Annotated in this window: 26 protein-coding genes and 2 pseudogenes; 12 read left to right on the top strand and 16 right to left on the bottom strand. The window is 40.5% G+C overall.

Annotated elements, in window-relative coordinates:
• The first annotated feature begins 7 nt into the window (after positions 1 to 7).
• The 5 genes and pseudogenes from FD716_RS09810 to FD716_RS19070 form a co-directional block, all read left to right on the top strand.
• Positions 8 to 697: a lysophospholipid acyltransferase family protein gene (locus FD716_RS09810; protein WP_139852183.1), complete on the top strand. Its 690-nt coding sequence runs from the start codon at positions 8 to 10 to the stop codon at positions 695 to 697.
• Positions 694 to 1638, top strand: coding sequence for a phosphatidate cytidylyltransferase (locus tag FD716_RS09815; protein ID WP_139852184.1), 945 nt, complete (start codon positions 694 to 696; stop codon positions 1636 to 1638). The genes FD716_RS09810 and FD716_RS09815 overlap by 4 nt, the downstream gene beginning before the upstream one ends.
• Positions 1639 to 1893: 255 nt before the next feature.
• A complete protein-coding gene (locus FD716_RS09820) occupies positions 1894 to 2676 on the top strand; it encodes a helix-turn-helix transcriptional regulator (protein WP_139852185.1) in 783 nt (260 codons plus the stop codon).
• Positions 2677 to 2760: 84 nt separating this feature from the next.
• A complete protein-coding gene (locus tag FD716_RS09825) occupies positions 2761 to 3600 on the top strand; it encodes a sterol desaturase family protein (protein WP_139852186.1) in 840 nt (279 codons plus the stop codon).
• An 86-nt stretch (positions 3601 to 3686) separates the two neighbouring features.
• Positions 3687 to 3819, top strand: a pseudogene (locus FD716_RS19070) (IS3 family transposase); the annotation flags it as partial.
• 160 nt (positions 3820 to 3979) lie between these two features.
• Here the strand turns inward: FD716_RS19070 and FD716_RS09830 are convergent.
• The 4 genes and pseudogenes from FD716_RS09830 to FD716_RS09840 all read right to left on the bottom strand — a co-directional run bounded on the left by FD716_RS09830 (position 3980) and on the right by FD716_RS09840 (position 6134).
• Entirely contained in the window at positions 3980 to 4504 is a 525-nt protein-coding gene (locus tag FD716_RS09830) for a hypothetical protein (protein WP_139852187.1), read from the bottom strand.
• 219 nt (positions 4505 to 4723) lie between these two features.
• Positions 4724 to 4846: pseudogene (locus FD716_RS19495) on the bottom strand (beta-sandwich lipoprotein); the annotation flags it as partial.
• A gap of 307 nt (positions 4847 to 5153) precedes the next feature.
• Complete coding sequence (locus tag FD716_RS09835; protein ID WP_139852188.1) at positions 5154 to 5732, bottom strand: YceI family protein; 579 nt, start codon at positions 5730 to 5732, stop codon at positions 5154 to 5156.
• A gap of 165 nt (positions 5733 to 5897) precedes the next feature.
• Positions 5898 to 6134, bottom strand: coding sequence for a dihydrofolate reductase family protein (locus tag FD716_RS09840; RefSeq protein ID WP_139852189.1), 237 nt, complete (start codon positions 6132 to 6134; stop codon positions 5898 to 5900).
• A 136-nt stretch (positions 6135 to 6270) separates the two neighbouring features.
• Here FD716_RS09840 and FD716_RS09845 point away from each other — a divergent pair, with 136 nt between their 5' ends.
• On the top strand, positions 6271 to 6591 hold the full coding sequence (locus tag FD716_RS09845) for a putative quinol monooxygenase (protein WP_139852190.1): 321 nt from the start codon (positions 6271 to 6273) through the stop codon (positions 6589 to 6591).
• Between the two features lie 32 nt (positions 6592 to 6623).
• On the opposite strand, the gene FD716_RS09850 is transcribed toward FD716_RS09845, so the two are convergent.
• Together FD716_RS09850 and FD716_RS09855 are read right to left on the bottom strand one after the other, a co-directional pair.
• Positions 6624 to 8009 carry an ATP-binding protein gene (locus FD716_RS09850; RefSeq protein ID WP_323808189.1) on the bottom strand — a complete coding sequence of 462 codons (1386 nt, stop codon included), beginning with the start codon at positions 8007 to 8009 and terminating at the stop codon, positions 6624 to 6626.
• A 14-nt stretch (positions 8010 to 8023) separates the two neighbouring features.
• Positions 8024 to 8686, bottom strand: coding sequence for a response regulator (locus FD716_RS09855; RefSeq protein WP_139852191.1), 663 nt, complete (start codon positions 8684 to 8686; stop codon positions 8024 to 8026).
• Between the two features lie 107 nt (positions 8687 to 8793).
• Between FD716_RS09855 and dsbD the strand changes: the two genes are divergently transcribed.
• From dsbD to dsbG, 3 genes are read left to right on the top strand one after another with little or no spacing between them, the layout of a single operon-like run.
• Positions 8794 to 10845, top strand: coding sequence for a protein-disulfide reductase DsbD (gene dsbD, locus FD716_RS09860; RefSeq protein ID WP_139853656.1), 2052 nt, complete (start codon positions 8794 to 8796; stop codon positions 10843 to 10845).
• Positions 10845 to 11669 (top strand): TlpA disulfide reductase family protein, encoded by an 825-nt coding sequence (locus tag FD716_RS09865; RefSeq protein WP_139852192.1) that lies wholly within the window; start codon positions 10845 to 10847, stop codon positions 11667 to 11669. The genes dsbD and FD716_RS09865 overlap by 1 nt, the downstream gene beginning before the upstream one ends.
• 35 nt (positions 11670 to 11704) lie before the next feature.
• Complete coding sequence (gene dsbG, locus FD716_RS09870) at positions 11705 to 12451, top strand: thiol:disulfide interchange protein DsbG (protein WP_139852193.1); 747 nt, start codon at positions 11705 to 11707, stop codon at positions 12449 to 12451.
• 128 nt (positions 12452 to 12579) lie between these two features.
• On the opposite strand, the gene FD716_RS09875 is transcribed toward dsbG, so the two are convergent.
• From FD716_RS09875 to FD716_RS09885, 3 genes are read right to left on the bottom strand one after another with little or no spacing between them, the layout of a single operon-like run.
• A complete protein-coding gene (locus FD716_RS09875) occupies positions 12580 to 13464 on the bottom strand; it encodes an MBL fold metallo-hydrolase (protein ID WP_139852194.1) in 885 nt (294 codons plus the stop codon).
• Between the two features lies 1 nt (position 13465).
• Entirely contained in the window at positions 13466 to 13879 is a 414-nt protein-coding gene (locus FD716_RS09880; protein WP_139853657.1) for a DUF6691 family protein, read from the bottom strand.
• 41 nt (positions 13880 to 13920) lie between these two features.
• Positions 13921 to 14361: a YeeE/YedE family protein gene (locus tag FD716_RS09885; RefSeq protein WP_228714940.1), complete on the bottom strand. Its 441-nt coding sequence runs from the start codon at positions 14359 to 14361 to the stop codon at positions 13921 to 13923.
• Positions 14362 to 14445: 84 nt separating this feature from the next.
• Here FD716_RS09885 and FD716_RS09890 point away from each other — a divergent pair, with 84 nt between their 5' ends.
• Entirely contained in the window at positions 14446 to 14754 is a 309-nt protein-coding gene (locus tag FD716_RS09890) for an ArsR/SmtB family transcription factor (protein WP_139852195.1), read from the top strand.
• Here FD716_RS09890 and FD716_RS09895 read toward each other — a convergent pair.
• Entirely contained in the window at positions 14742 to 15353 is a 612-nt protein-coding gene (locus FD716_RS09895) for a DJ-1/PfpI family protein (RefSeq protein ID WP_139852196.1), read from the bottom strand. The two genes, FD716_RS09890 and FD716_RS09895, sit on opposite strands and share 13 nt — an antisense overlap.
• A 336-nt stretch (positions 15354 to 15689) precedes the next feature.
• On the opposite strand from FD716_RS09895, the gene FD716_RS09900 reads away from it, so the two are divergent.
• Complete coding sequence (locus FD716_RS09900) at positions 15690 to 16439, top strand: HD domain-containing protein (protein ID WP_139852197.1); 750 nt, start codon at positions 15690 to 15692, stop codon at positions 16437 to 16439.
• A gap of 70 nt (positions 16440 to 16509) precedes the next feature.
• On the opposite strand, the gene FD716_RS09905 is transcribed toward FD716_RS09900, so the two are convergent.
• The 6 genes from FD716_RS09905 to FD716_RS09930 all read right to left on the bottom strand — a co-directional run bounded on the left by FD716_RS09905 (position 16510) and on the right by FD716_RS09930 (position 20467).
• Positions 16510 to 17250, bottom strand: a complete 741-nt coding sequence (locus FD716_RS09905; protein WP_139852198.1) for an adenosylcobinamide-GDP ribazoletransferase — start codon at positions 17248 to 17250, stop codon at positions 16510 to 16512.
• Complete coding sequence (locus FD716_RS09910) at positions 17247 to 17852, bottom strand: histidine phosphatase family protein (protein WP_139852199.1); 606 nt, start codon at positions 17850 to 17852, stop codon at positions 17247 to 17249. Before FD716_RS09910 ends, FD716_RS09905 begins: the two co-directional genes overlap by 4 nt.
• 6 nt (positions 17853 to 17858) lie before the next feature.
• The gene (gene cobT, locus FD716_RS09915) at positions 17859 to 18914 is read right to left on the bottom strand and encodes a nicotinate-nucleotide--dimethylbenzimidazole phosphoribosyltransferase (RefSeq protein WP_139852200.1); all 1056 of its coding nucleotides are present in this window, start codon (positions 18912 to 18914) and stop codon (positions 17859 to 17861) included.
• A gap of 1 nt (position 18915) precedes the next feature.
• Positions 18916 to 19431 carry a bifunctional adenosylcobinamide kinase/adenosylcobinamide-phosphate guanylyltransferase gene (cobU, locus tag FD716_RS09920; RefSeq protein WP_139852201.1) on the bottom strand — a complete coding sequence of 172 codons (516 nt, stop codon included), beginning with the start codon at positions 19429 to 19431 and terminating at the stop codon, positions 18916 to 18918.
• Positions 19419 to 20060, bottom strand: coding sequence for a 2'-5' RNA ligase family protein (locus FD716_RS09925; protein ID WP_139852202.1), 642 nt, complete (start codon positions 20058 to 20060; stop codon positions 19419 to 19421). The genes cobU and FD716_RS09925 overlap by 13 nt, the downstream gene beginning before the upstream one ends.
• A gap of 155 nt (positions 20061 to 20215) precedes the next feature.
• Positions 20216 to 20467 (bottom strand): hypothetical protein, encoded by a 252-nt coding sequence (locus FD716_RS09930; protein ID WP_139852203.1) that lies wholly within the window; start codon positions 20465 to 20467, stop codon positions 20216 to 20218.
• 279 nt (positions 20468 to 20746) lie between these two features.
• On the opposite strand from FD716_RS09930, the gene lpxO reads away from it, so the two are divergent.
• Positions 20747 to 21652 carry a lipid A hydroxylase LpxO gene (gene lpxO / locus FD716_RS09935; RefSeq protein ID WP_139852204.1) on the top strand — a complete coding sequence of 302 codons (906 nt, stop codon included), beginning with the start codon at positions 20747 to 20749 and terminating at the stop codon, positions 21650 to 21652.
• Positions 21653 to 21769 lie beyond the last annotated feature (117 nt).

The following is a 21769-nucleotide window of genomic DNA, read 5'->3' on the forward strand; positions in this document are numbered from 1 at the left end:
CCTCATTATGAACAGTAACTTGCCCACGCCTTCAAGTGGAACCACCAAAAAGACTGCGATAATCTCACAGCAGATTGCTCGTTTTATTGCATTTTTAACACGTCGAAGTGCTCGATTACTGACTGGCGCAAGAAGCGTTTGGCTTGGCTGTGAACCTGATTTAAAGCAGCGCATTTACTATGCAAATCATAATAGCCATATCGATTTCATTCTTTTATGGTCGTCATTGCCTAAACCCATCCGCAGAAAAACACGTCCTGTGGCTGCATCAGATTATTGGAATAAAGATGGAATACGTCGCTTTCTGATTCAAGATACTTTTAATGGGGTGACCATAAAGCGCAATCGTGAAAATAATGCAGATCCATTACAGCCCATTAAAGATGTACTCAGTGATGGTTATTCAATTATTTTCTTTCCTGAAGGAACTCGAAACTTAGATGATGATGTTGACCTGCTAAAATTTAAAAGTGGTCTTTATAATTTACATAAACAGTTTCCTGAAATTGAAATTATACCGGTCTGGATTTCAAACTTAAGAAGAGTGATGCCGAAGGGGGCTCTTATTCCACTTCCATTGTTGTCAACGGTTTGTTTTGGTGCACCACTTGAATCGCATTTAGACATGGATAAAGCAGAATTTTTAGATTATGCCCAAGATGCATTAATCAAATTAAAAAAGGCTGAAAACCAATGAGCTTAGATAACCTACAGCAAACCTATCTTTTATTTGGAATTTTTGCAGGGATCTTAATTTTTGCTTCGACTGTTGGGTTTATTTTAAAACAACGAACAGCCTCAAAAGCATCACCAGTGATAGACAATTTAAATGCACGTATTAATGCTTGGTGGGTAATGCTGATCGTTATCGGATCAGCAATTCTATTGGGTCAAACTGCATTTATTATACTTTTTGGTATTATTTCTTTATTTGCTTTACGTGAGTTTATCAGTTTATTACCTACACGACGTGGCGACTATTTTCCATTACTCATCGCATTTTACTTTGTCATTCCTTATCAATATTATTTAGTTTATATCGATTGGTATGGGCTATATTCGATATTTATTCCACTTTATGTGTTCTTACTGATTCCAATTGCCAGTTTAAAACAAGAAGATACCACGCATTTTCTAGAGCGTAGCTCTAAAATACAATGGGGATTGATGGTTAGTGTATTCTGTATTTCCTATGTACCCGCATTATTAAACCTCAAATTAATCGGTTTTGATGGTGAAAAAATATGGTTAGCCATCTGGCTCATTATGGTGGTACAAGCCTCGGATGTTTTACAGTACGTCTGTGGCAAACTATTTGGCAAACATAAAGTCGCCCCTGTTCTTTCTCCTTCAAAAACAGTTGAAGGTTTACTGGGTGGTATTATTTTGGCGACAGCACTCGGTGTGGCACTGTCCTGGCTCACTCCATTTAATTACTGGCAAGCAACAGTGATTGGTTTTGTTGTTTGTATTTTTGGCTTTTTGGGTGGCTTGGTTATGTCAGCGATTAAACGTGATCGCGGTGTAAAAGACTGGGGACAACTCATTCAAGGGCATGGTGGCATGCTAGATCGTATCGATTCAATTTGTTTTTCCGCCCCAATCTTTTTTCATATTCTTCGTTATTGGTGGTCTTAAGCCTCATACGACATTCAATCAAATCAAGTTCATCTCTTTAAAGCATGCATAAAACATTGCATGCTTTTTTATTACTTAAACATCATGCTTAGAATAAAAATACTCCCATATAATGAGTTTTTCCGCCTCTATACATCAAGCACGATTCACTATCCAATTCTAAGCAAAATACATTCAGCCCTATATTTATTCGCAAATAAACTAAATATAATCGTATGATTGAATCGTTTTTATAAAATGTAGATGATTTTAGCAATGCACACAGTACAAGACCGTCATAGGCAGAAGCATTGGCAAGGCAAAATTGGGATTGGATATGGTATTGGTTATTTTGAAGGCCTGTCTGGTGATAATCACCACCACCAACATCACGCACATCAAATCAGTTTTTCAAAATCATCTGAACATTTAATCTCGATAAAATCAGATCAAACGTGTTTAACCGGTGAAGCTTTTTTTATTCGAGCCAATACTGCACACCAGTTAGACCCAGATTATTACTGCTCGATTTATATAGACAGCACCCATTATTTAGCCGAGCAATTTATTGCACAGCATCAACTCAATGATGCCATTCTTCCCCTAACGCAAGATTTAATTCAAATATTACGTCGCTGTTTCAATCATCCCAATAGCATTCAATCTAGTTTTTTGAAGTTGCTTCAATCACTAAAAAAACCAATAAATGTGAATACTTCAGACAAAAAAATAAAAACTCTAGCGCTTCTGCAATCCGAATATCCACATATTCCTGAACGACATTTACTTGCGCAATACATTGGGGTCTCGGATAGCCGCTTTTCACATTGGTTTACAGCGTCATTTGGCATATCTTATCGAAGCTATCGAAAATGGCTAAGATTAATCAGCACTCTCAAACTTATTCAACTGCATGTCGATCTAACCAGCATCGCACATGAACGCCAATTTTCAGATCAGGCTCATTTTAGCCGTACCTGCAAGCAAATGTTTGGCATTAATCCTTCCGCCATTCAACCGCTTGACCAAATTGAGATGATTCCGTCATTGTTCGATTAATAATAAAATAGCCGTTTCATTCAATTCTAATTTCAATTGATCCATCAATATTGCTCCATTCACCGACAAAGCAAAGGAGCACTGATGAAAATATTATTGAAATACCTAATTCGCTATGGCAGCTATCCCCTCATTATCAGTAGTGTCATTCTGATTGTTTATAAAATTGCGGATGGAACTTTAGCGTATTGGCCAACGGCTCTCGCTATTATTGTTATGGCTAGCCTGATTATTGCATTCTTGGAGCGCATTGATCCATATCAAGAAGATTGGTTAGATGACCATCAGGATACTTTCACTGATATCATACATGCGCTTTTGAACTTAAGCTTAATTGTACTCACCTCTGAAGTAATCAGCTTACTCTATCAATTTAATTTCACAACTCAACTTTGGCCAACAAAGCTTCCACTATTATTACAACTCTTACTGGTCGGCTTAATCATCGATTTTGGCTTATGGGTCATGCATTATATGAGTCATAAATACCGACGTTTATGGAAACTACATGCCATCCATCATCAATCACAACGGCTCTATTGGTTGAATGCTGAAAAGCGGCATCCTTTAAGTGCTTTATTATTGGCAGCGCCAAGTCTTATTATTCTCACTATAATCGGTGCTCCTAGCTTACTTATCGGTTGCTGGATGTCAATGATGGCTGTTCATTTGGCTTTTCAACATGCCAACTTAGATTATCGACTTGGTCCATTTAAAAATATATTTGCTGTTGCGGAAGTTCATCGTTGGCATCATAAACATGGTTATGGTCAAAAAAACTTTGGTGAAGTCTTTGTTGTCTGGGATCATCTCTTTAAAACATTTCATTATCAAGATCAAAAAGTACAAGACAACCAAGTCGGTATCAAACTTAAAATGCCAAATGATTATCTAGGGCAACTTAAATGGCCATTTAAAAAATAATCCGAACAGTGGGTTTAGCTTAAAAATTAAAAAGCCAGTAACTTAAATTACTGGCTTTTGTTCAAAATACTGCCGAATTGTTTAAAGATGCAAGGCATCAATTGAAGCTGTACTTTGAATTTTACAATCACAAACGACCTCATTCATTCTAGTCTAGAAAAATTGGCATCGAATGAGTTTTACTATGATCAGTTGCCTAAACAAAAACAGGCGGCTTAACTAGAGCAGAATATCACTTATAAATAGAGTTCTAGTTGTTCAAAATATCGGAACCACCTCTTGATTCTTGATTTTTTTGATGAGCTTCTTATTGGTTCGGTCTTTGTATTTTTAAATATTCATAAAAATCTACGGCGTTATTTCTAAGTATGCCTAGTTATCAAAAATGATATCGCAACCCCAATTTATATACCAAGCCATTTGCATTGACTTTGATTGAATCACACGTGGTCTGGATACCCTTTATAGTAAAACAAGCTTTAGAATCATAATTAAATAACCACTGATAACTCAAATTACTAAAATATGAGAGATGCTCTGATAATCTAGCCTCTCCTTCTATAAATAATGGTGTGGTTATATATTTGAGTTTTAGATCGACTGCGAGAGCATTTGAATCACCTAGTTTTTGATCCAACCACATATAGCCAACTCCACCTCCAACCAGCCCATTAATTTTTTTACCACGATAAAACTTATACTGAGTACCTGCCGTCACTTCATTAAACTTTAATATACTTATTTTCTGTTTATTATATTCAATATAAAAACCAATATGAGGGCTTGCCTTCACAGCACCTTTTACAAAAAAACCGTGAAGCTCTTCTTTATCATCACTAAAATTCTCACCTCCTCCAATGTAACCAGTAGATATTGAAAACTTATTTTTTACTGGTAGATGCATATTCTCGGCATATGTACATGTAATCGAGACACTTAAATAGCCGAGTAATAAAAAATATCTCATTGGAATTACTCAAATTTATTGGTTATAAATTTATCACTTATCCATGCCCTAGAAAATAATTTTTTTAAGTTAGTAATACAAATCTTTTAATAGTGAGATTCTCATTGCACTTTTGAATTAATATGAGAAATAATAGACTTCGATTTAAATCTAAGCTTATCGTAATATGCACCTCCCCTTACCAATCCACCGCTCAGAAAAATAAGCAACATTGTCAGAGATACCAAGGAAGTGTTTTTTATATTCAGAACCACTCATTTTGCAAGTTACATCAACCTTATTATCCGCTGTATAAGAAAGGTGTTAACTTTAAACGGGCACCAGAACATCATTATCGGGTGGTAATCAGGATATTAGGCATTTACTTCTTTTGATAAAGGGACATTACGAGATTCGCCACGTGTGACCACGTTTAATCGGAGTTGGTAGCTTCATTTTTTAGTGCATATCTGGTGCAGATTATTTCCCCAATTACCCAAAAAGCTGTGAAAATAGTGAAATCAATCAACAAATACCAAAATGTAGATGATAAAAAACCCGCACAAGCCTTAGGTCTGACTCATACAGGCTGTTGTATTTTAAAGACTTATTTCTTTACAGATGCTTCAGTGGTAATTTTTACAGTGATCTTATCGCCAACATTTGGAACATAATTCCCAATCCCAAATGCAGAACGATCAAATGAAGTCGTTGCATTAAAACCAATCGTTGGTGCTTTAGTCATTGGATGATCAGCTTGTTTATTTAACACCGCATCTAAAACAACAGGTTTGGTCACGCCTTTAATGGTTAAGTTACCTGTAATTTTAAAGTTCTTTTTATCTTTGGTTTCAACCTTGGTACTTTTAAAAGTAATGTTTGGATAAGTTGCTGCATCAAACCAATCTTTGGTTTGAAACTCTTTATCTAAAGCAGTAACACTGGTATTTACACTACTCATTGGGATAGTGACATTTACAGAAGAGTTCGCAGGCTTTTCATTATCTACGTTAATAACACCTTGAATATCCGTAAAATTTGCAGATGGTGTAGAAAAACCAAAATGATTCCAAGTAAATACGGTTGCAGTATGGGTTGGGTCAATTTGATAAGCGACTGGTTTCGCAATTGAAAGAGTTGTAGCCGCTGCGAATGCAAGGCCAAGGCTAAGTGCTTTAAAATTCATGTTGTATTATCTCGATTAACAATGTTGGTTAGTTTAGTGATTTATGTAGTAAAAACATCCTGTTCTATAAAACGATCTGTTGCAGATTTGCAACATCTTCGTCGTTATAAGTCCCTAAATTACGTGATCACAGCGCAGTTTGGAAGTGTCTAAATTGTTCTAAAATCAAAAATAGTAAACTTTTTTAATCACCTTTTCAGCAATGAGTTCTGCGCTCATGGCTTGCAGCGCATAAGGTGGGTGTTTTGATGCTGGAAATAAAGCAATCCCATCTCCCAAAAACACGGGCATTTCATAAATTTCCAATGAATCCAATAATTTCTTTTCTATAAATGCGCTTTGGAGTTGTGTGCCACCCACAACCCAAGCCTGCCCATGCTGCTGTTTTAAATGCGCAGCCAAAGCAGCCGTTCAAGCCTGCCATAACGAATGCTGATATCAATGGTTTAACTTTGAGGCATACCGAATATCAATGACCTTGCAGTGCTCATGATAACTCCTGTATAAATATTTCATTTATTTAGTGATTTAGAATGTAATGCTTAAACTTATTGCTGAAGACTTTATAGATCCGGATCAGATTGCGTTGGTATTGCCCTTATACCAAGAGTTAGTTGCGCTCACCAAATTAGAAACGGGCTGTATTGCCTATGATTTATTTCATGATCTACGCAACGTCGGACATTTTGTATTTATTGAAGAATGGGAAGATCGTGCAGCGCTGGATCGGCATGTTCAGTCTGAGCACTTCCAGCGTCTGGTGCCATTAATCGATGCCCATACTCGACAACAAGCAAACTTTACTCACATGCAGCATTTTACTGAACTGATGCCAAGCGAAATTTTAGAAAAATCATAAATTAAACACAGGCTTAATCCTTAAATTTTGGTTTAAGGATTTGGCTTTAGCGCAATCACCGCCTTAAGTCCCTGTGGTTGATTGGCTTCCAAGTGTAGTTGATAGCCATTTCTTTCTAACAAGCTGTCGGCTAAAGCAAGACCTAGACCATAACCATGATTTTGTGCAGATTTACGCCAAAAACGCTGCTTGGCCAATTGCAACTCTTCTAGGCTCAGACCGACGCCAAAATCAGCGATAATCAATTGATGTTGTTGCTGATAAATCTGAATCGGTTGTGAACTTTGCGCATGCTTTAAACTATTTTCAATTAAATTTAGCAGTACCATTCTTAAGGCTTGTTCAGGCAAATACATACGCTTGAGGCTCGCCCAATTCACGTCAACCCGTTGTTCAATATCAGTATAAGTATCGGCTAAAGTCAGCATAATATGTTTTAAGCTGAGGTCTAGTTCCACTGCCGTATTGTTCTGTGAGTTTTGAAGCTGATCATGATGTTCTGTTTGACTTAAAAGTAACAATTGCTCTAAAAGTCGTTGATAACGGACAATGCTATCGGCTGCCTCAGACAAAGATTCAGTGAGACTGGCCGGCACATCTGTCTGTGTTGCAATCATCTGGCTCAATTGCACATGAACTTTAATTGCTGTCAGCGGACTTCTCAGCTCATGTGCTGCAAACGCGCTGAAGTTTTTTTCATTTTCCAGACTCTGTTGTAAGCGCGAGACCAAATCAGAAAGATGCTCAATAAATGAATGTAACTCAAGCGGCACATTGGTTGACTGTAACTGATGAATCGAATCCGAGCCACGCTGTAATTGATCTTTATGCCGTTTTAAAAACTGTGTGGTCTGCTCAATCGGCTGAAATTGTTTTTTGATAATCCACTGCACCAAGCCAAGACAAAAAATCAACGTCAAGATTAATGGCCATAAAATCGACTGTAGAATTTCAATAAGCAATTGTTCCCTTAATATCACCTTCTCTGCTGCCACCACTTGTAAAGGTTCACGCTTTAAAGAATAACTGCGCCAAGTCACGCCATGTTCTGTCCACGTGCTAAAACCAGCCGCTTGTTTCGCCAAGCCTGCGGGTGCACCACGGGTACGCGCAACAATATTATGGTCAATGACCAAATCCGAACTAAATAATGAGACTTCACAAGCAATTAGGTTCTGTTGATTCAATTCAGATACCACTGGCGTGGCATAATCAGACAGTTGCGTCACCGGAATTTGGCTTAATAGACGTGCCACCATATGTGCCGATGCAGAGAGACGTTCATCCAGTGCCTCAGTCATTTTCCGTTCAAGATTGACATAGAGCCAAACAAAAGCAACAGCCCAAATCAAGATAAATGCCGTGGCAATACTAACCACTAACCGCCATTTGAGGCTATATTTTTTAACGCGCATCATAGTAAGCGCCCCCATTAAGCTTTGGCATTAAACAAATAGCCCACCCCACGTACCGTTTGAATCATCTCGGCGCCAATTTTTTGTCTTAAATGAAAAATATGTACATTGAGCGCATTGCTTTCAATATTTCCCTGAAAACCATAAATCTTATCGATCAGGACTTCATTTTTCAGGACTTGATTGGGATGCAACATAAACACTTCGAGCAATGCATATTCACGGCGTGATAAATTTAATGCCTGCGTTGCGAGATGCACCTGCTGGGTCGCCTGATCTAAATGTAAGTCTTGATATTCAATATGATTCGAGGCAAAACCGCGGAAGCGTCGCCCCAGTGCGTGAATTCGTGCAATTAGCTCAACCAATTCAAATGGTTTAGTTAGATAGTCATCAGCACCGGCATTTAAAGCCTTGACGCATTGATCGGTTTGATTGCGGGCCGTCAGCACCAGTACCGGTAAATCAATCGACTGTGTACGCCAAGTATTGAGTAAACTCAGACCATCTTGATCTGGTAAGCCCAAATCAAGTAGGCACATGTCGACCGCGGTATGCCGTACAAAATAATCTGCATCTTTGGCAGTACTGACATGCTCAATTCTAAAGTCGAGATGCTTCAAAGCCAGCACAATACTCTTGGCAATATAGGGATCATCTTCAACCAATAAAATAAACATGTGTATTTCTCCTAAGCACTGTTATTTTACAAAGAAAAACAACAGTTAATGCTCTCTTAATCTAATTATATGGATAATGGTGACAAATCAGATTTTAATATGGAATGATGACTTTGCATTTTTTATACCGTCTTGGACTTGCCTCAGTCATATCTATTACAGCAGCTTCAAGTTTTGCCAAACCCGATTTTCTCCCACCTGATCAAGCATTTCAGTTTTCTGCCGAATCGGTCAGTACCCAGTCGGCTCAACTCAAGTGGAAAATTGCTCCCCATTATTATCTTTACCACGATCAATTTAAAGTCACGGTCAATCAACAGCCAATTAAGCTGCATTTACCTGCAGGCAAACCCAAAGATGATCCCACCTTTGGGGTCACCAATGTACATTACAATCAGGTGATCACCAATATTGCGGTGCAGCCCAATACAAAGTACCAAGTAGTGTGGCAAGGTTGTTCTGAAGATGGTCTATGCTACCCACTGCAACGTCGCTCAATTCAGACCAATGCTGAGGGTTTATTGCCCCAAGGTGACGGCAATAGCGCCAGCCAGAAGAACCTATTTAAAGCAACGCCTGCCAACAATAACGAAATAGCCAATGATGCGACCGCAGCGACAACCGCTAAAGCCGCAACGACACCATTGACCAGCAAGGAAGTCAGTTCCAAACCCGCAGCTGATAGCGCTCAAAAAGATTTGGCACCAGCGACGCAAACACTTGCGACAGAAAAGAAACTTGATTCAGCCCCGACGCAAAACATAGATACCCAAACCAGCGCGTCAAGCACAGAAAATATCAGTATCTCCGCAGCCTCCCCATCTGATCTGACCGCAGCAACCAGTGCTGTAGCAGAAAATAGCTCAGTGGCTGCCACGGATTCGCAGCAAAGTCAGTTGCAACTGAATAATGATCAAGGATTTTTTCAGCTACTCTCGCCTGATACTCTATTTTTAAATTTAATTATTTTCTTTTTACTGGGTATTTTATTGGCCTTCTTGCCATGTTCTTTACCTCTGATTCCAATTTTATCTGGGATTATTGTGCAACGCGCCAGTGGTTATAAAGCTATTGCAGTTGCTTTAAGCTTTGTCATTAGTATGGCCTTGGTATATAGCTTAATGGGCATTGTGGTCGCTGAGATTGGTTATAGCTTTCAGCGTTGGTTCCAAAGTCCAGTGGTGATTGGCCTATTTGCCTTAGTCTTTGTGGCTTTAGCACTGAATTTATTTGGTTTATATCAGCTTTCATTACCACAATCGGTAATGCAAGCCCTCGATCGTTTTCAAAACAAACAAAAAGGTGGCACCCTCGTTGGCGCAATGGTCATGGGTGCCTTGTCTGCACTGATCGTTGGTCCCTGCATGAGTGCACCTTTAGCTGGTGCCTTGCTCTTTGTATCACAAAGCCAGAATGCGGTTTTAGGTGGATTATATTTATTTATTCTCGGCTTAGGTATTGGTCTCCCCCTGTTTATTGCCAGTGTATTTGGCGCCAAATACTTACCCAAACCAGGTCTTTGGATGGATCGCATTAAAATTGGTTTTGGTTTTGTGATGTTGATGGTCGCGGTATATTTTATCCGCCCGATGATTGCGGAAAGCTTGTACGCTGTATTACTCGCACTCCTCTGCCTCGCCTTGGCTTTGTATTTGATTAGAATACGTCGTGAAAGTCGAGGTAAAATTGCTGGATTCAGCCTGATTCTGTTGGCTGCACTCAGTCTAAGCGCTGCGCTCTGGAATATTCAGCACGGCTATCAAGCCTACCAAGTCAAGCATGCGACTACGGCACAATTGACTTGGCAAAAAGTCACGACCGCAGCCGAACTGGAACAAGCACTAACTTTAGCCAAGCAGCAACAACGTCCTATTTTGCTTGATGTATATGCTGATTGGTGTGTTGCCTGTCAACCAATTGAAAAAGAAGTCATGCCTCGTGCAGATGTACAAGCCGCATTGGCAGGTTTTAGTCTGATTAAACTCGATTTAACCCATTATGATGAGTCACAAGACTTAATCTTGAAAGATCGTGAAATTTTAGGCCCACCCACCATGCTCTTCCTCAATGCGGATGGACAAGAACAACGCCATTTACGTTTGACGGGTACGTTCTCTGCACCGCAGTTTATTCAACAACTTCAACAGCTGGGTCAATAATGTTAACGGTTCAAGCCCTCCATTTAGGCCCTTTCATGATCCCTTGGCCGATTCTGATTGGTCTGCTCAGTCTACTCCTTGCACTCTGGCTGAGCAGTCAACTTAGACTCAAGTTTAACTTGGCCCCATTGCAATGGCAGCAGTTTAAAGACAGCGTCTGGAGTGCGCTCTGGATCGGATTGCTCTGTGCGCGACTGGTCTTTGTGGCCATAAACTATCCGTTTTATCTTGCAAGCCCGATTGACATCATCAAAATCCAAGACAAAGGTTTTAATCCGATTGCTGGCGTTGTGGCTGCAATGGCTTGGTTATTTTGGAAAAATCGAAAAGTTCACTTGGGTTTTATTGCGATCTTTATCATCACTGTTGCGGCTGTGATGGGAACTGGTCAGTTGCTGCTGCAAAAAGTTCAGCAGCAATACCAACAATATCCTCAGGTTACGCTCACTGATTTACAGCAAAACCCCATTCAATTGCAGCAATTTAAGGGCAAAGCTACTGTCATTAATCTATGGGCGAGTTGGTGTCCACCTTGCCATCGAGAAATGCCCGTACTGGCCGCAGCCCAGCAACGTGAGACGGATATTCAATTTGTGCTGATTAATCAAGGTGAAGATGCCACGCAGGTGCAAAACTATCTGAGCGAGAATCAATTGGTCATGCACAATGTGTTACTTGACTCACAGGGGCAAACAGCACAGGCAACCGGTATGTATGGGTTGCCAAGCACGCTATTTTATAATGCCAACGGTGAACTGGTGGATAGCCATATGGGTGAAATCAGCCATGCGGTATTAGCACAAAAACTTCAACAACTGAAATAACCCTTTAAATCACTTTAGCAATGTTAGGAGCAATGATGCTTAACTTTAAATCGATCACATTGGCAGGCTTGGGACTACTTTTAACCAGTCAGCTGTATGCCCAAGAGGGTTTGATCAAACAAAATTTAGAGACGCAGGGATATACCTTTGTAAAACAAATCGATGCACCTGAAGGTCTTATCGGTTGGACCGGTCATAAAGATGGCTACCCATCAACCGTGTTTATTTCAAAAGATCAAAAAAACTATATTGTCGGGGATTTATTTAATGCCCAAAACCAAAATCTTTCAGAACAAGCGATTAATCAACATGTTAAAAGCGCAGTATTGGATGAGATTTGGAAAAGTTTAGAAAAATCGACTTGGATTCAAGATGGTAATCCAGATGCACCCAAAACCATTTATGTGTTCAGTGATGTTAACTGTCCTTACTGCCATACCTTCTGGAAGCAAGCACGCCCTTGGGTCGATTCAGGCAAAGTACAGTTACGCCATATTATGGTGGGTGTGATTCGCGAAAGCAGTAAAGCTCAAGCTGCAACGATTTTATCGGCCTCTGATCCCGTAGCACTATTCAAGCAATTTAATCAGTCAGCAGGTAAACAAAAAATTGGTGCCATGGCTAAAATCCCATCTGACTTGGCTGAAAAGTTAGACAGTAATGCCGCCCTGATGGATAAATATGAATTCTATGCCACCCCAGCGATTTTATGGAAAAACAGTGCTGGTGAAATTCAAAGTCAGCAAGGTGCACCGAAAGATCTAAAAATTATTTTTGATTAATGGGCCGCATTCGGCTTATTTGATGAATTTGATTTCTTCGTTTAATCACATTTTGCCAATCATCATGAGAAAACCTCAAATCAGCATCGACTGATTTGAGGCTTTTACTTTTATCCAATACTAAATATCTAATCACTTGAAACTGAAGAAAAGTAGTTTAAAGGCAATTTTAAATAGCGTTCACCATTGGCCTCTGGTTTTGGAAACGTTCCCGCCAGCATATTAATTTGGATGGCAGGTAAAATCAGTTTAGGCATCGACAACGTCGCATCACGTTGTTCACGCATTTGAATGAATTTGTTTTTGCTTACACCCGTGTGAATATGAATATTACAGTTTTTCTGGGTCGCAATAGAACTTTGAAAAACATAATGCTGCCGAGAAGCGGGCAAATAATCATGGCATAAAAAAACCCGTGTTGTTTCAGCTAAGGCATAGAGTTTCTGTACTGAATCATAGAGTTGTTCTGCACTTCCACCAGGGAAATCACAGCGCGCTGTACCGTAGTCATGCATAAACAATGTATCACCCACAAATACAGCATCACCCACCACATAACTCAAGCAAGCTGGCGTATGTCCAGGCGTTGCCAAACCATAAGCCTCAAGCTGACCAATTTTAAAATGCTCCCCTGCACTAAATAAATAATCAAAGTGCTGATCGGCATTGATTCCCTTGATATCAAGGTTATAAATTTTGGAAAAGGTGCGTTGCACTTGGCTAATCTGATCACTCATGGCAATTTTCCCGCCTAAGCGTGATTTTAAATATTGCGCTGCCGTTAAATGATCGGCATGGACATGGGTTTCTAATATCCAGTGCACCGTTAACTGATGTTTCTGCACATAGCCGATAATTTGATCGGCATGTTGTGTCGAAGTGGTGGCTGAGGCAGCATCATAATCGAGCACACTGTCGATAATGGCACAAGCCAAGGTTTCTGGATCAATCACCAAATAACTAAAGGTATTGGTATTGTCATCAAAGAATGCTTCAACCTGTGCCTGTTGCATATTAACCTGCTCCTAATGTTTTTCGATGAATCCAAATACCGCAACACATAGCACCAACAAAATATAAAACCTCCCAGTAACCCAAACCAATCAAGCTAATACTTGGTGCTGGACAAATGCCAGTTAAGCCCCAACCGACACCAAACAATACTGCACCGAGAATCAACTTAGAATCGATCTGATTATTTTGCGGCAATTCGATTTTTTCGTTAAATAACGTCTGTGGATTACGAATGGCGCGTTGAAAAGGTAACATACACAGCATGATCGCGCCCAACATCACAAAGGCTAAGCTGGGATCCCAATCTCCAAAAAAATCTAAGAAACCAATGACTTTTTGAGGATTGGCAAGCCCTGAAACCAGTAAACCTATCGAAAACAATCCACCAAAAACAAAGGCAAAGACATTGCCCAATCGGCTGTTTTTCATGCCTTGTGCCTGAATGTCGCAGCTATTCATACCAATACTCCTAACCAATGACGCGTGATCCAAACACATGCCGCACCTGCTGCAATAAAGGTACAGGTTGCAACCATCGAACGCTTCGATAAACGACTTATTCCACAAATACCATGACCACTGGTGCAGCCTGAACCTAAACGAGTACCGAACCCGACCAATAATCCCGAAACAATTAACAAAAATGGACTGGTTGTCATCATTTTAACTTGTGGTTGTTGGATCGCAGCATAGAGCATTGGCACCAGCATCAACCCCAATAAAAACCACAATGCGGGGCTTTTGGAACGTGTTTTCGAATTCAGTGCCTGAGCCATCAGGCCACTAATTCCAGCAATTCGACCATTAACAAACAAATACCCGAGTACTGCCACACCTAAGATCAAGCCGCCTACCCAAGCTGTGAACCAGGTCATTAAATTTAAATCATTAAACATAGTCTGACGCCTTACATTATATCTTCTTATAATATATAATTATCTTAATTAATCAACTTTTTTTTATTTAGGAAAATTTAAACAATGACGAACCTTGATTTTTCATTTGATTTTGAAAAAGCTGATTTTGTTGCGCAACAATTGAAAGTGCTTTCCAATCCAGATCGCTTGAAAATTTTATGTGTATTAAAAGATGGGGAAATTTCAGTACAACAGATCGAAGCCCTCACGCAAATCCAACAACCCACATTGTCGCAACAACTGACCGTGTTACGCCAAGCCGATTTAGTACAGACTCGTCGTGAAGGCAAACAGATTTTCTATTCAATCAAACAGGTTAAAACCTTGAAACTCATGCACAGTCTTTATCAGCTGTATTGTCAGAGTGAATAATTCAGTGGCAATGTAGATGCAGGCGCCCAATCAAACTCCATTCTTTTTGCGGTATTTTCGGCAAATTCCAGTTCACTTAATAGAGCGACCACATAAAGTGATGCATGGATGCCAGAAGCAATACCAGCTGAGCTAATGATCTTGCCTTGCTCGACGTAGCGCACTTGTTGAAGGACGGTTATTTTTGGATATTCTTCTGCTAAACGCTGTAGATCCATCCAATGTGTGGTGGCTTCCAGACCGTCTAATAATCCCAATTCAGCCAAAATAAATATGCCTGTACATACGGAGAGTGTCACAATTGCTTGTCGATGTACCTGATCGACCCATGCTTTTAATACAGGATTATGCAACTCTGTGACTTCCGCACCGTACCCTCCTGGAATCACGAGCACATCAATCTGTGGATGCTGCTCAAAGCTATAATTGGCTTGAACCAATAGCCCATTGCGCGCCTGAATCTGTGCATGTTCAGCAACCGTAAAGACCTTAAATAGTTTTTGGCGATGACGGTCATGACTAATACCAAACACTTCAAAAGGACCAGCAAAATCCAAAACCTCAACTTCATTAAAAATTAAAATACCAACACTGAGCATTTTCAATCCTCGAAATCATTTTTTCATTTTGTGGGAATATTCTTATCCTGCGACTTGAGCATGCCAGTTAAGCCACCCAATGCATGTCTTTTTTAATCGATAAATATAGCAACCGCTAGCTTTAAATGATGGGTTTTAAAAACAATAAAACTGAAGTTGTAACTAAATACCAAGACCGTGATGAAATGCCAAACCTATTCAACATCTGGTTTGTGAAGCTTAAGCGATTCAAATCGTAACACCCCATCGTGACTTGAACGCCTTTGATCTTGCTACAGCTTAAAATCCATGCATAATAATTTAGAGCATTTACTCTAAATAAAAAGGTCTTTTACCATGATCGGATCACGTCAATGGATGAATCTCAGTCAAGGAAATTTATCAAGCAAAGAAAAACTTCAATTAATCCAACACATCATAATGCCTGTGTCACTTGGCTACGCACAACGTTGGTTGAAGCGCCCCCATCACAATACCCAATTACACCTAGATCAGATTTCGCTACCAGATACCCGCGTGATTCAGGAGGCAACTGAAATCTTGGCACACTGTGGCTCCCCAGCCATTATCTATCATTCTTGGCGTTGTTTTTTCTGGGCAATCGCCATTGCGCAATCAAAGTCGTGGCAATTTGATATGGAAAGTCTCTTAATTGCCAGTCTGATGCATGATTTGGGCTTAGTCGATTCCACACCATCACAACCTTGTTACTGCTTTAGCTATTTGAGTGCACTCAAAGCAGAGCAATTGTGCCAACAACATGCTTTTCCTGTGCAACGCACTGAAAATATTTCGAATGCAATTTGCCTACATATGAATGGGTATTTGAATCAGGAGAATCCGCAGCTTAGCAAAGAAGTGCTCTTACTGCAGTGTGCAACAAGCTGTGATGTTACTGCAATTGATTTGGCAAGCATTCCTTTAGCCTATCAAAAACAAGTGTTAGAAAAATATCCCCGAGAAAATTTCAATCAAGTATTCAATATCTTGACCAAACAAGAAGCTCAGCGGTGTCCACAATCCCGAACAGCACTCCTGCGGCAACTTGGGCTTTCCCTAATGATTAAAAGCAATGGCTTTGAATAGTTTAAGCTAAAAAGAGTTAATGCTACTCACGCGATTAACCCTCCACAATGCTTAGGCTATTTATCAAATGCTAAAGATAATAAGCCACGCAGACAAAGCCCAATAGCGCGACCGCTTCACTTACCTCAATCGCAGCACCAAGGGTATCTCCGGTCACGCCACCAATTCTGGCAATAAAACAATGCCTAAGCCAAAGCAGTCCAAGTAGCACCCATGTTGCACTAAATACCCCACGCCATCCCCAAAAAGCAGAAGCGGCTAAACTGCTGATCAAAATGATGATGGCCCACGTTTTGGGTAAAAAGTGGGCCATGGATGAACCCAACCCCGTTGCCCGCACATAGTCACAGCTCAGCAGTAAGAATAAAGGTGCAAGTCGACCTAAAACTGGAAATAAAATCAGCGCATAAAGCATCTGCTGATCTAAGAGCACATAGAGGCTCGACCATTTGACTAAACAAAGTAGCACCAGACTCAGTACGCCAATTGGACCACTGCGCGGATCTTTCATGATCTCTAAGGTACGTGTGCGATCACCAAAACCACCCACCCAAGCATCTGCACTATCCGCGAGACCATCCAGATGTAACCCACCAGTCAATATCACCCAACATCCTAAAATTAAGCTTGCGGATAGTACATGGGGCAATACGGACCATAGATTCGCCAATGCGAATAAAATCAGTCCAATACCGAGTCCAATCAAAGGATAAAACAACAGTGATGCAGCATTTTGTTGCGGTGACGGCATCTGCTTTAGATGGATGGGCACAATGGTCAAAAACTGTAATGCAATCCAAAGCGGGGTCATTTGGCAATGCCCTGATAATACAGTGCTGCATCAACATCTAATTCAAAATGGTGCAGCTGCCCCAATTCGGCAGACATACTCAGCAGGCGATCGAGTGGTTGTGCTAAAGCTATGGTTTTCAGCAATTTAATCACACCACCATGAGTAACCACTAAGGCATGTTGTAAATTTGATTGCACCATCTGTTGGTGGATATGTTGTATCGCGCTCAAAACCCGCTGCTGAAAAACCAATAATGGTTCTCCATTCGGTGGCGTGAATTGTGTCGGCTGCTGCCAAAACTCAGCTAATTGACTCGGAATACGATCATATAAGGCTTGCGTGGATTCACCTTCCCAATCGCCAAAATGAATTTCTTGTAAATCGGGATCTAAATACAATGCTCGTTGCTGCTGCTTGGCAACATCCTCTGCAAATAAACGACAACGTTGCAATGGTGAACTAAATACGGCTTGCCATGGACAGCCTTGCTCAAGCTGCGGCTGAATGCTGGCAGACATTTGTGCCCACCCCAAAGTGCTCAGCTCATCATCAATGGAGCCACGTAAATAGCCATTCGACCATTGACTCTCACCGTGCCGCAATAGATCGATACGTCGCATCTGGGGTTACTCAACTTTATCCGCTTCAACCGCAGCCTCAGCAAAGGTCGCCATTTCATTGTGAATACGACAGGCCAAACGAATCAAGCCCAATGCCGCCCCTGCACCGCTGCCCTCACCCAACCGAAGATTGAGTTTTAATAAAGGTTGAGCTTCCAGAATTTGCAATAAGCGCACATGACCAAATTCAGCCGATTGATGGCCAAAAAGCATCCATGCACGTACCCCAGGGTTGATCCGTACCGCCAGTAATGCCGCCACAGTGCTAATAAAACCATCAACCAAAATAGGCAGTCCAAGTTGTGCTGATCGAATATATGCCCCCGTCATGGCTGCAACCTCCAACCCACCAACGGCACACAAAGCTTTAAAGGCATCTTGCTGAACATAGGCTGTATGCAATTTGATGGCTTGTGCAATCACATTGGTTTTATGGCTTAGACCCGTTGCAGTCATGCCAGTACCAGTACCCGTGAGTTGATCTGCTGGCAAATCTAATACCATGCAGGCCAATGCGGATGCACTACAGGTATTGCCAATGCCCATTTCACCTGCAATATAAATTGAAGCACCTTGTGCAACCGCTTGTTCAACACTGTCGCGCCCAAGCGCCAAAGCCTGTAGGCACTCAGCTTCAGTCATAGCCGCTTCTACCGCAAAGTTTGCTGTGCCTGCACGAATTTGGCGTTGCTCAACGCCTGCATAAGCATAGGCTTCACCGACCGTACCACAGTCAATCACGGTTAAAGTTGCTGCATATTCTCGCGCAATCACATTGATACAGGCGCCACCATTTGAGAAGTTTTGTAGCATTTGTCGTGTCACAATTTGAGGATAGGCCGAAATATTTTCAGCACACACGCCATGATCCGCTGCGAAAATGCTAATCCAGGGTTTAGAAAGCTCAGGATGTGGGGTGTTTTGCAAGCTAGCCAATTGAATCGCAACATGCTCTAAATCTGCCAAAGATCCTGTTGGCTTGGTCAACTGCTGTTGTCTTGCAACGGCACTGTGTTGTGCCGTTGTACTTGGTTGTTGAGATGCTTGTAAAAACCAGCTCATCTTAAGCCCCTTTTAATTTTATTGGAAAACCTGCAACACAAAAATAGACCCGATCAGCCAACTGACCCAATTGTTGATGTAAGCGTCCTGATTCATCGACGAACTGACGACTCAACTGCCCCAGAGGAACCACGCCTAATCCTGTTTCATTACTGACTAAAATAATATGTGACTGCAATGTCGGCAAAGTTTCATAAAGTTTTTGGCACTGTTGCTGCTGCAACCTCGCATCTTCATGTAAAAGTAGATTGCTCATCCATAGGGTCAGACAATCCACTAAAATCACCTGTTCAGCGCGATCATGTGCTAACAATTGATCCGCCAAAAATAGGGGTTCTTCAACACTTTTCCAAGCGCAAGGTCGTTGCTGTTGATGATGCTCGATTCGCTGCTGCATTTCGACATCATGTGCCTGAGCCGTCGCAACATAGATGACAGGATGGTTTAAATCCTGTGCAATTTGCTCTGCATAACGGCTTTTACCAGAACGTGCCCCACCTAAAATCAGTTGTAACATGGCTTATCCAATTGAATATGCTGCTCCGCAAAAAGCGGGCCTTGTAGAATATGCGGTTGATAGCAACCAAACGTCAAATGATTCACTTCAATTTCAAATGTTTGTTGCCGAATTGCGGCTATACGCTGATAAATATCGGCATAACGATAGGCAGCACGATAAACCCCTAACGTAATATGCGCACAATAATCCAATGGTGCAATTTCAACTGCATGTTCCGCTAGCCGGTGCCGTAAATCAATAAGTTTTCCGCTTGGATCTTCAATCTCAAGCATCAAAGCACTCTCAAAACTCTGAATTTGACTTACACGTAGTTTGAATGCTGAGCTTGGCCTTTGCTGTAGATCGGCTAACTGCCGCTGCAATTGCTTGCGAAGAAAGTCATCATTCTGTTGAATGTGGGCTTGATCCGTTAAAAAGCCACAGATATATAGACTAATATGGAATTGCCGATGAATCGGCTGAAACAACACATCTGAAAATGCATGTCTTAAATCGTGCAAATAGTTGAGCAAACCCGTATCTTCAATTTCCAAATACCACAATGCATATTTTTTTCGACCACGATGCCATTCAGGATAATCCCGTTGCACAGTGGGTATGGTATTACGATGAGGTTGAAGAAACACGTTGCTCACGACTGTTTGAAATAATGGGTATTTGAAACGACGAATGAAACAATTATAAGTTAAATCATATTCAGGGCGGAAATAGATTTTTAACCGCCCTCAATCTATCTAACTAAATCGATTAAATTGACGGGACTCACCGTCATTAAACGGGTTTATTCTGGTAGCGCAATCACTTTAATCACAATGCTTTGGGTATCTTCACTTTGTGCTGCATCGCTATCATCTACAATATATTTGCGACTCAACTCTTTTGAGCTCACTTTAAAGTCATGGTTCTGATAACGAATTACGGATGGAATCTGATCAAAATAGTCTTTATCTGCCTCGATATTCTCTTCAAACAAGGAGGTGCCTAACTGGTATTCTTTACTTTTTAATACGATGTATTTAACCGTGGTTTTCATAATCCCTACTCTTTTATGGCGCTTTATTTTTAGTTATAACAGCTTTTAAATGTCTGTACAGCGCTGATCGAGCTTTTTGCCCACTAAAACCACAATTAAGCCTGATTTAGCACTTTATTCTACGCATGACAGGTGTTTTTTCATCATTTTTAAACATCTCCACCGTATTCATATTTAAAAAATAAGTTTTATACAATTTTTCGAGCCAGTTCTCGAAGCTTTTTGACGCCAATTCAGTTAAAATCCCTCACCAAGAATATCCAAATTTTAAAATCCAATATGTACGCGCTCATTATTATTTCTATATTTGTGATCAGTCTTTTATATGCACACTTTCGTGGTAAAGAAAGATTAAAATTTTCACGCCAATTATTTGACCACTCAACATTTTTGGGACCTGTGAATATTTTTATGACCGGTTTTTCTAAACTGCCCAATAAACCTTTTTTTGAGACTAAAGATTTTCCTGAGTTACAAGTCCTGCAAGACAACTGGAAAGTTATTCGTGAAGAGGCATTGCAGTTACAAGATCAAATTAAAGCGGCTGAAAGCAATAATGATGCGGGGTTTAATACCTTTTTTAAACGAGGCTGGAAACGCTTCTATTTAAAATGGTATCAAGCCAGCCATCCCTCTGCAGAACAACTCTGCCCTCAAACAGTTGCATTGCTTGAAAAAATCCCAAGCGTAAAAGCTGCAATGTTTGCAGAACTTCCATCAGGCAGTTATTTAGGCAAACATCGCGATCCCTATGCTGGTTCAATTCGCTATCACCTCGGACTTAGTACACCCAATAGCGATGATTGTTTTATTGAAGTTGATCAACAACGTTATAGTTGGCGAGATGGTGAAGCGACACTATTCGATGAAACCTATGTGCATTGGGCTCAAAATAAAGCAGATACGACACGTATTATTTTATTCTGTGATATTGAACGGCCAATGAAATGGGGATGGGCGCAATCATTTAATTACTGGTTTGGTCGTCATTTTATGGCGGGTGCAAGTTCCCCCAACGATGAACAAGACCGTACTGGCGGTATTAATAAAGTATTTAAATATGGCTATGCTATTCATGCCAAAGGTCGAGAAATTAAAGCGGAAAACACCACCAAATATTATATCTATAAATGGATTTTATATGCAGTATTGATTGGCATCATTCTATTACCTGCTTTATTATAAGCCTGAGTTATTCGTACTTTAATTGCTCAACCCTTAATAAAGAACTGACGAAGTATTCCTTTTTGTTAGATAAACCTTTAAATTGGGTTGATTAATATTTTTTAAATAACAATCTTA

Origin of the sequence: Acinetobacter pullicarnis (assembly GCF_006352475.1) — a bacterium.
GTDB lineage: Bacteria > Pseudomonadota > Gammaproteobacteria > Pseudomonadales > Moraxellaceae > Acinetobacter > Acinetobacter pullicarnis.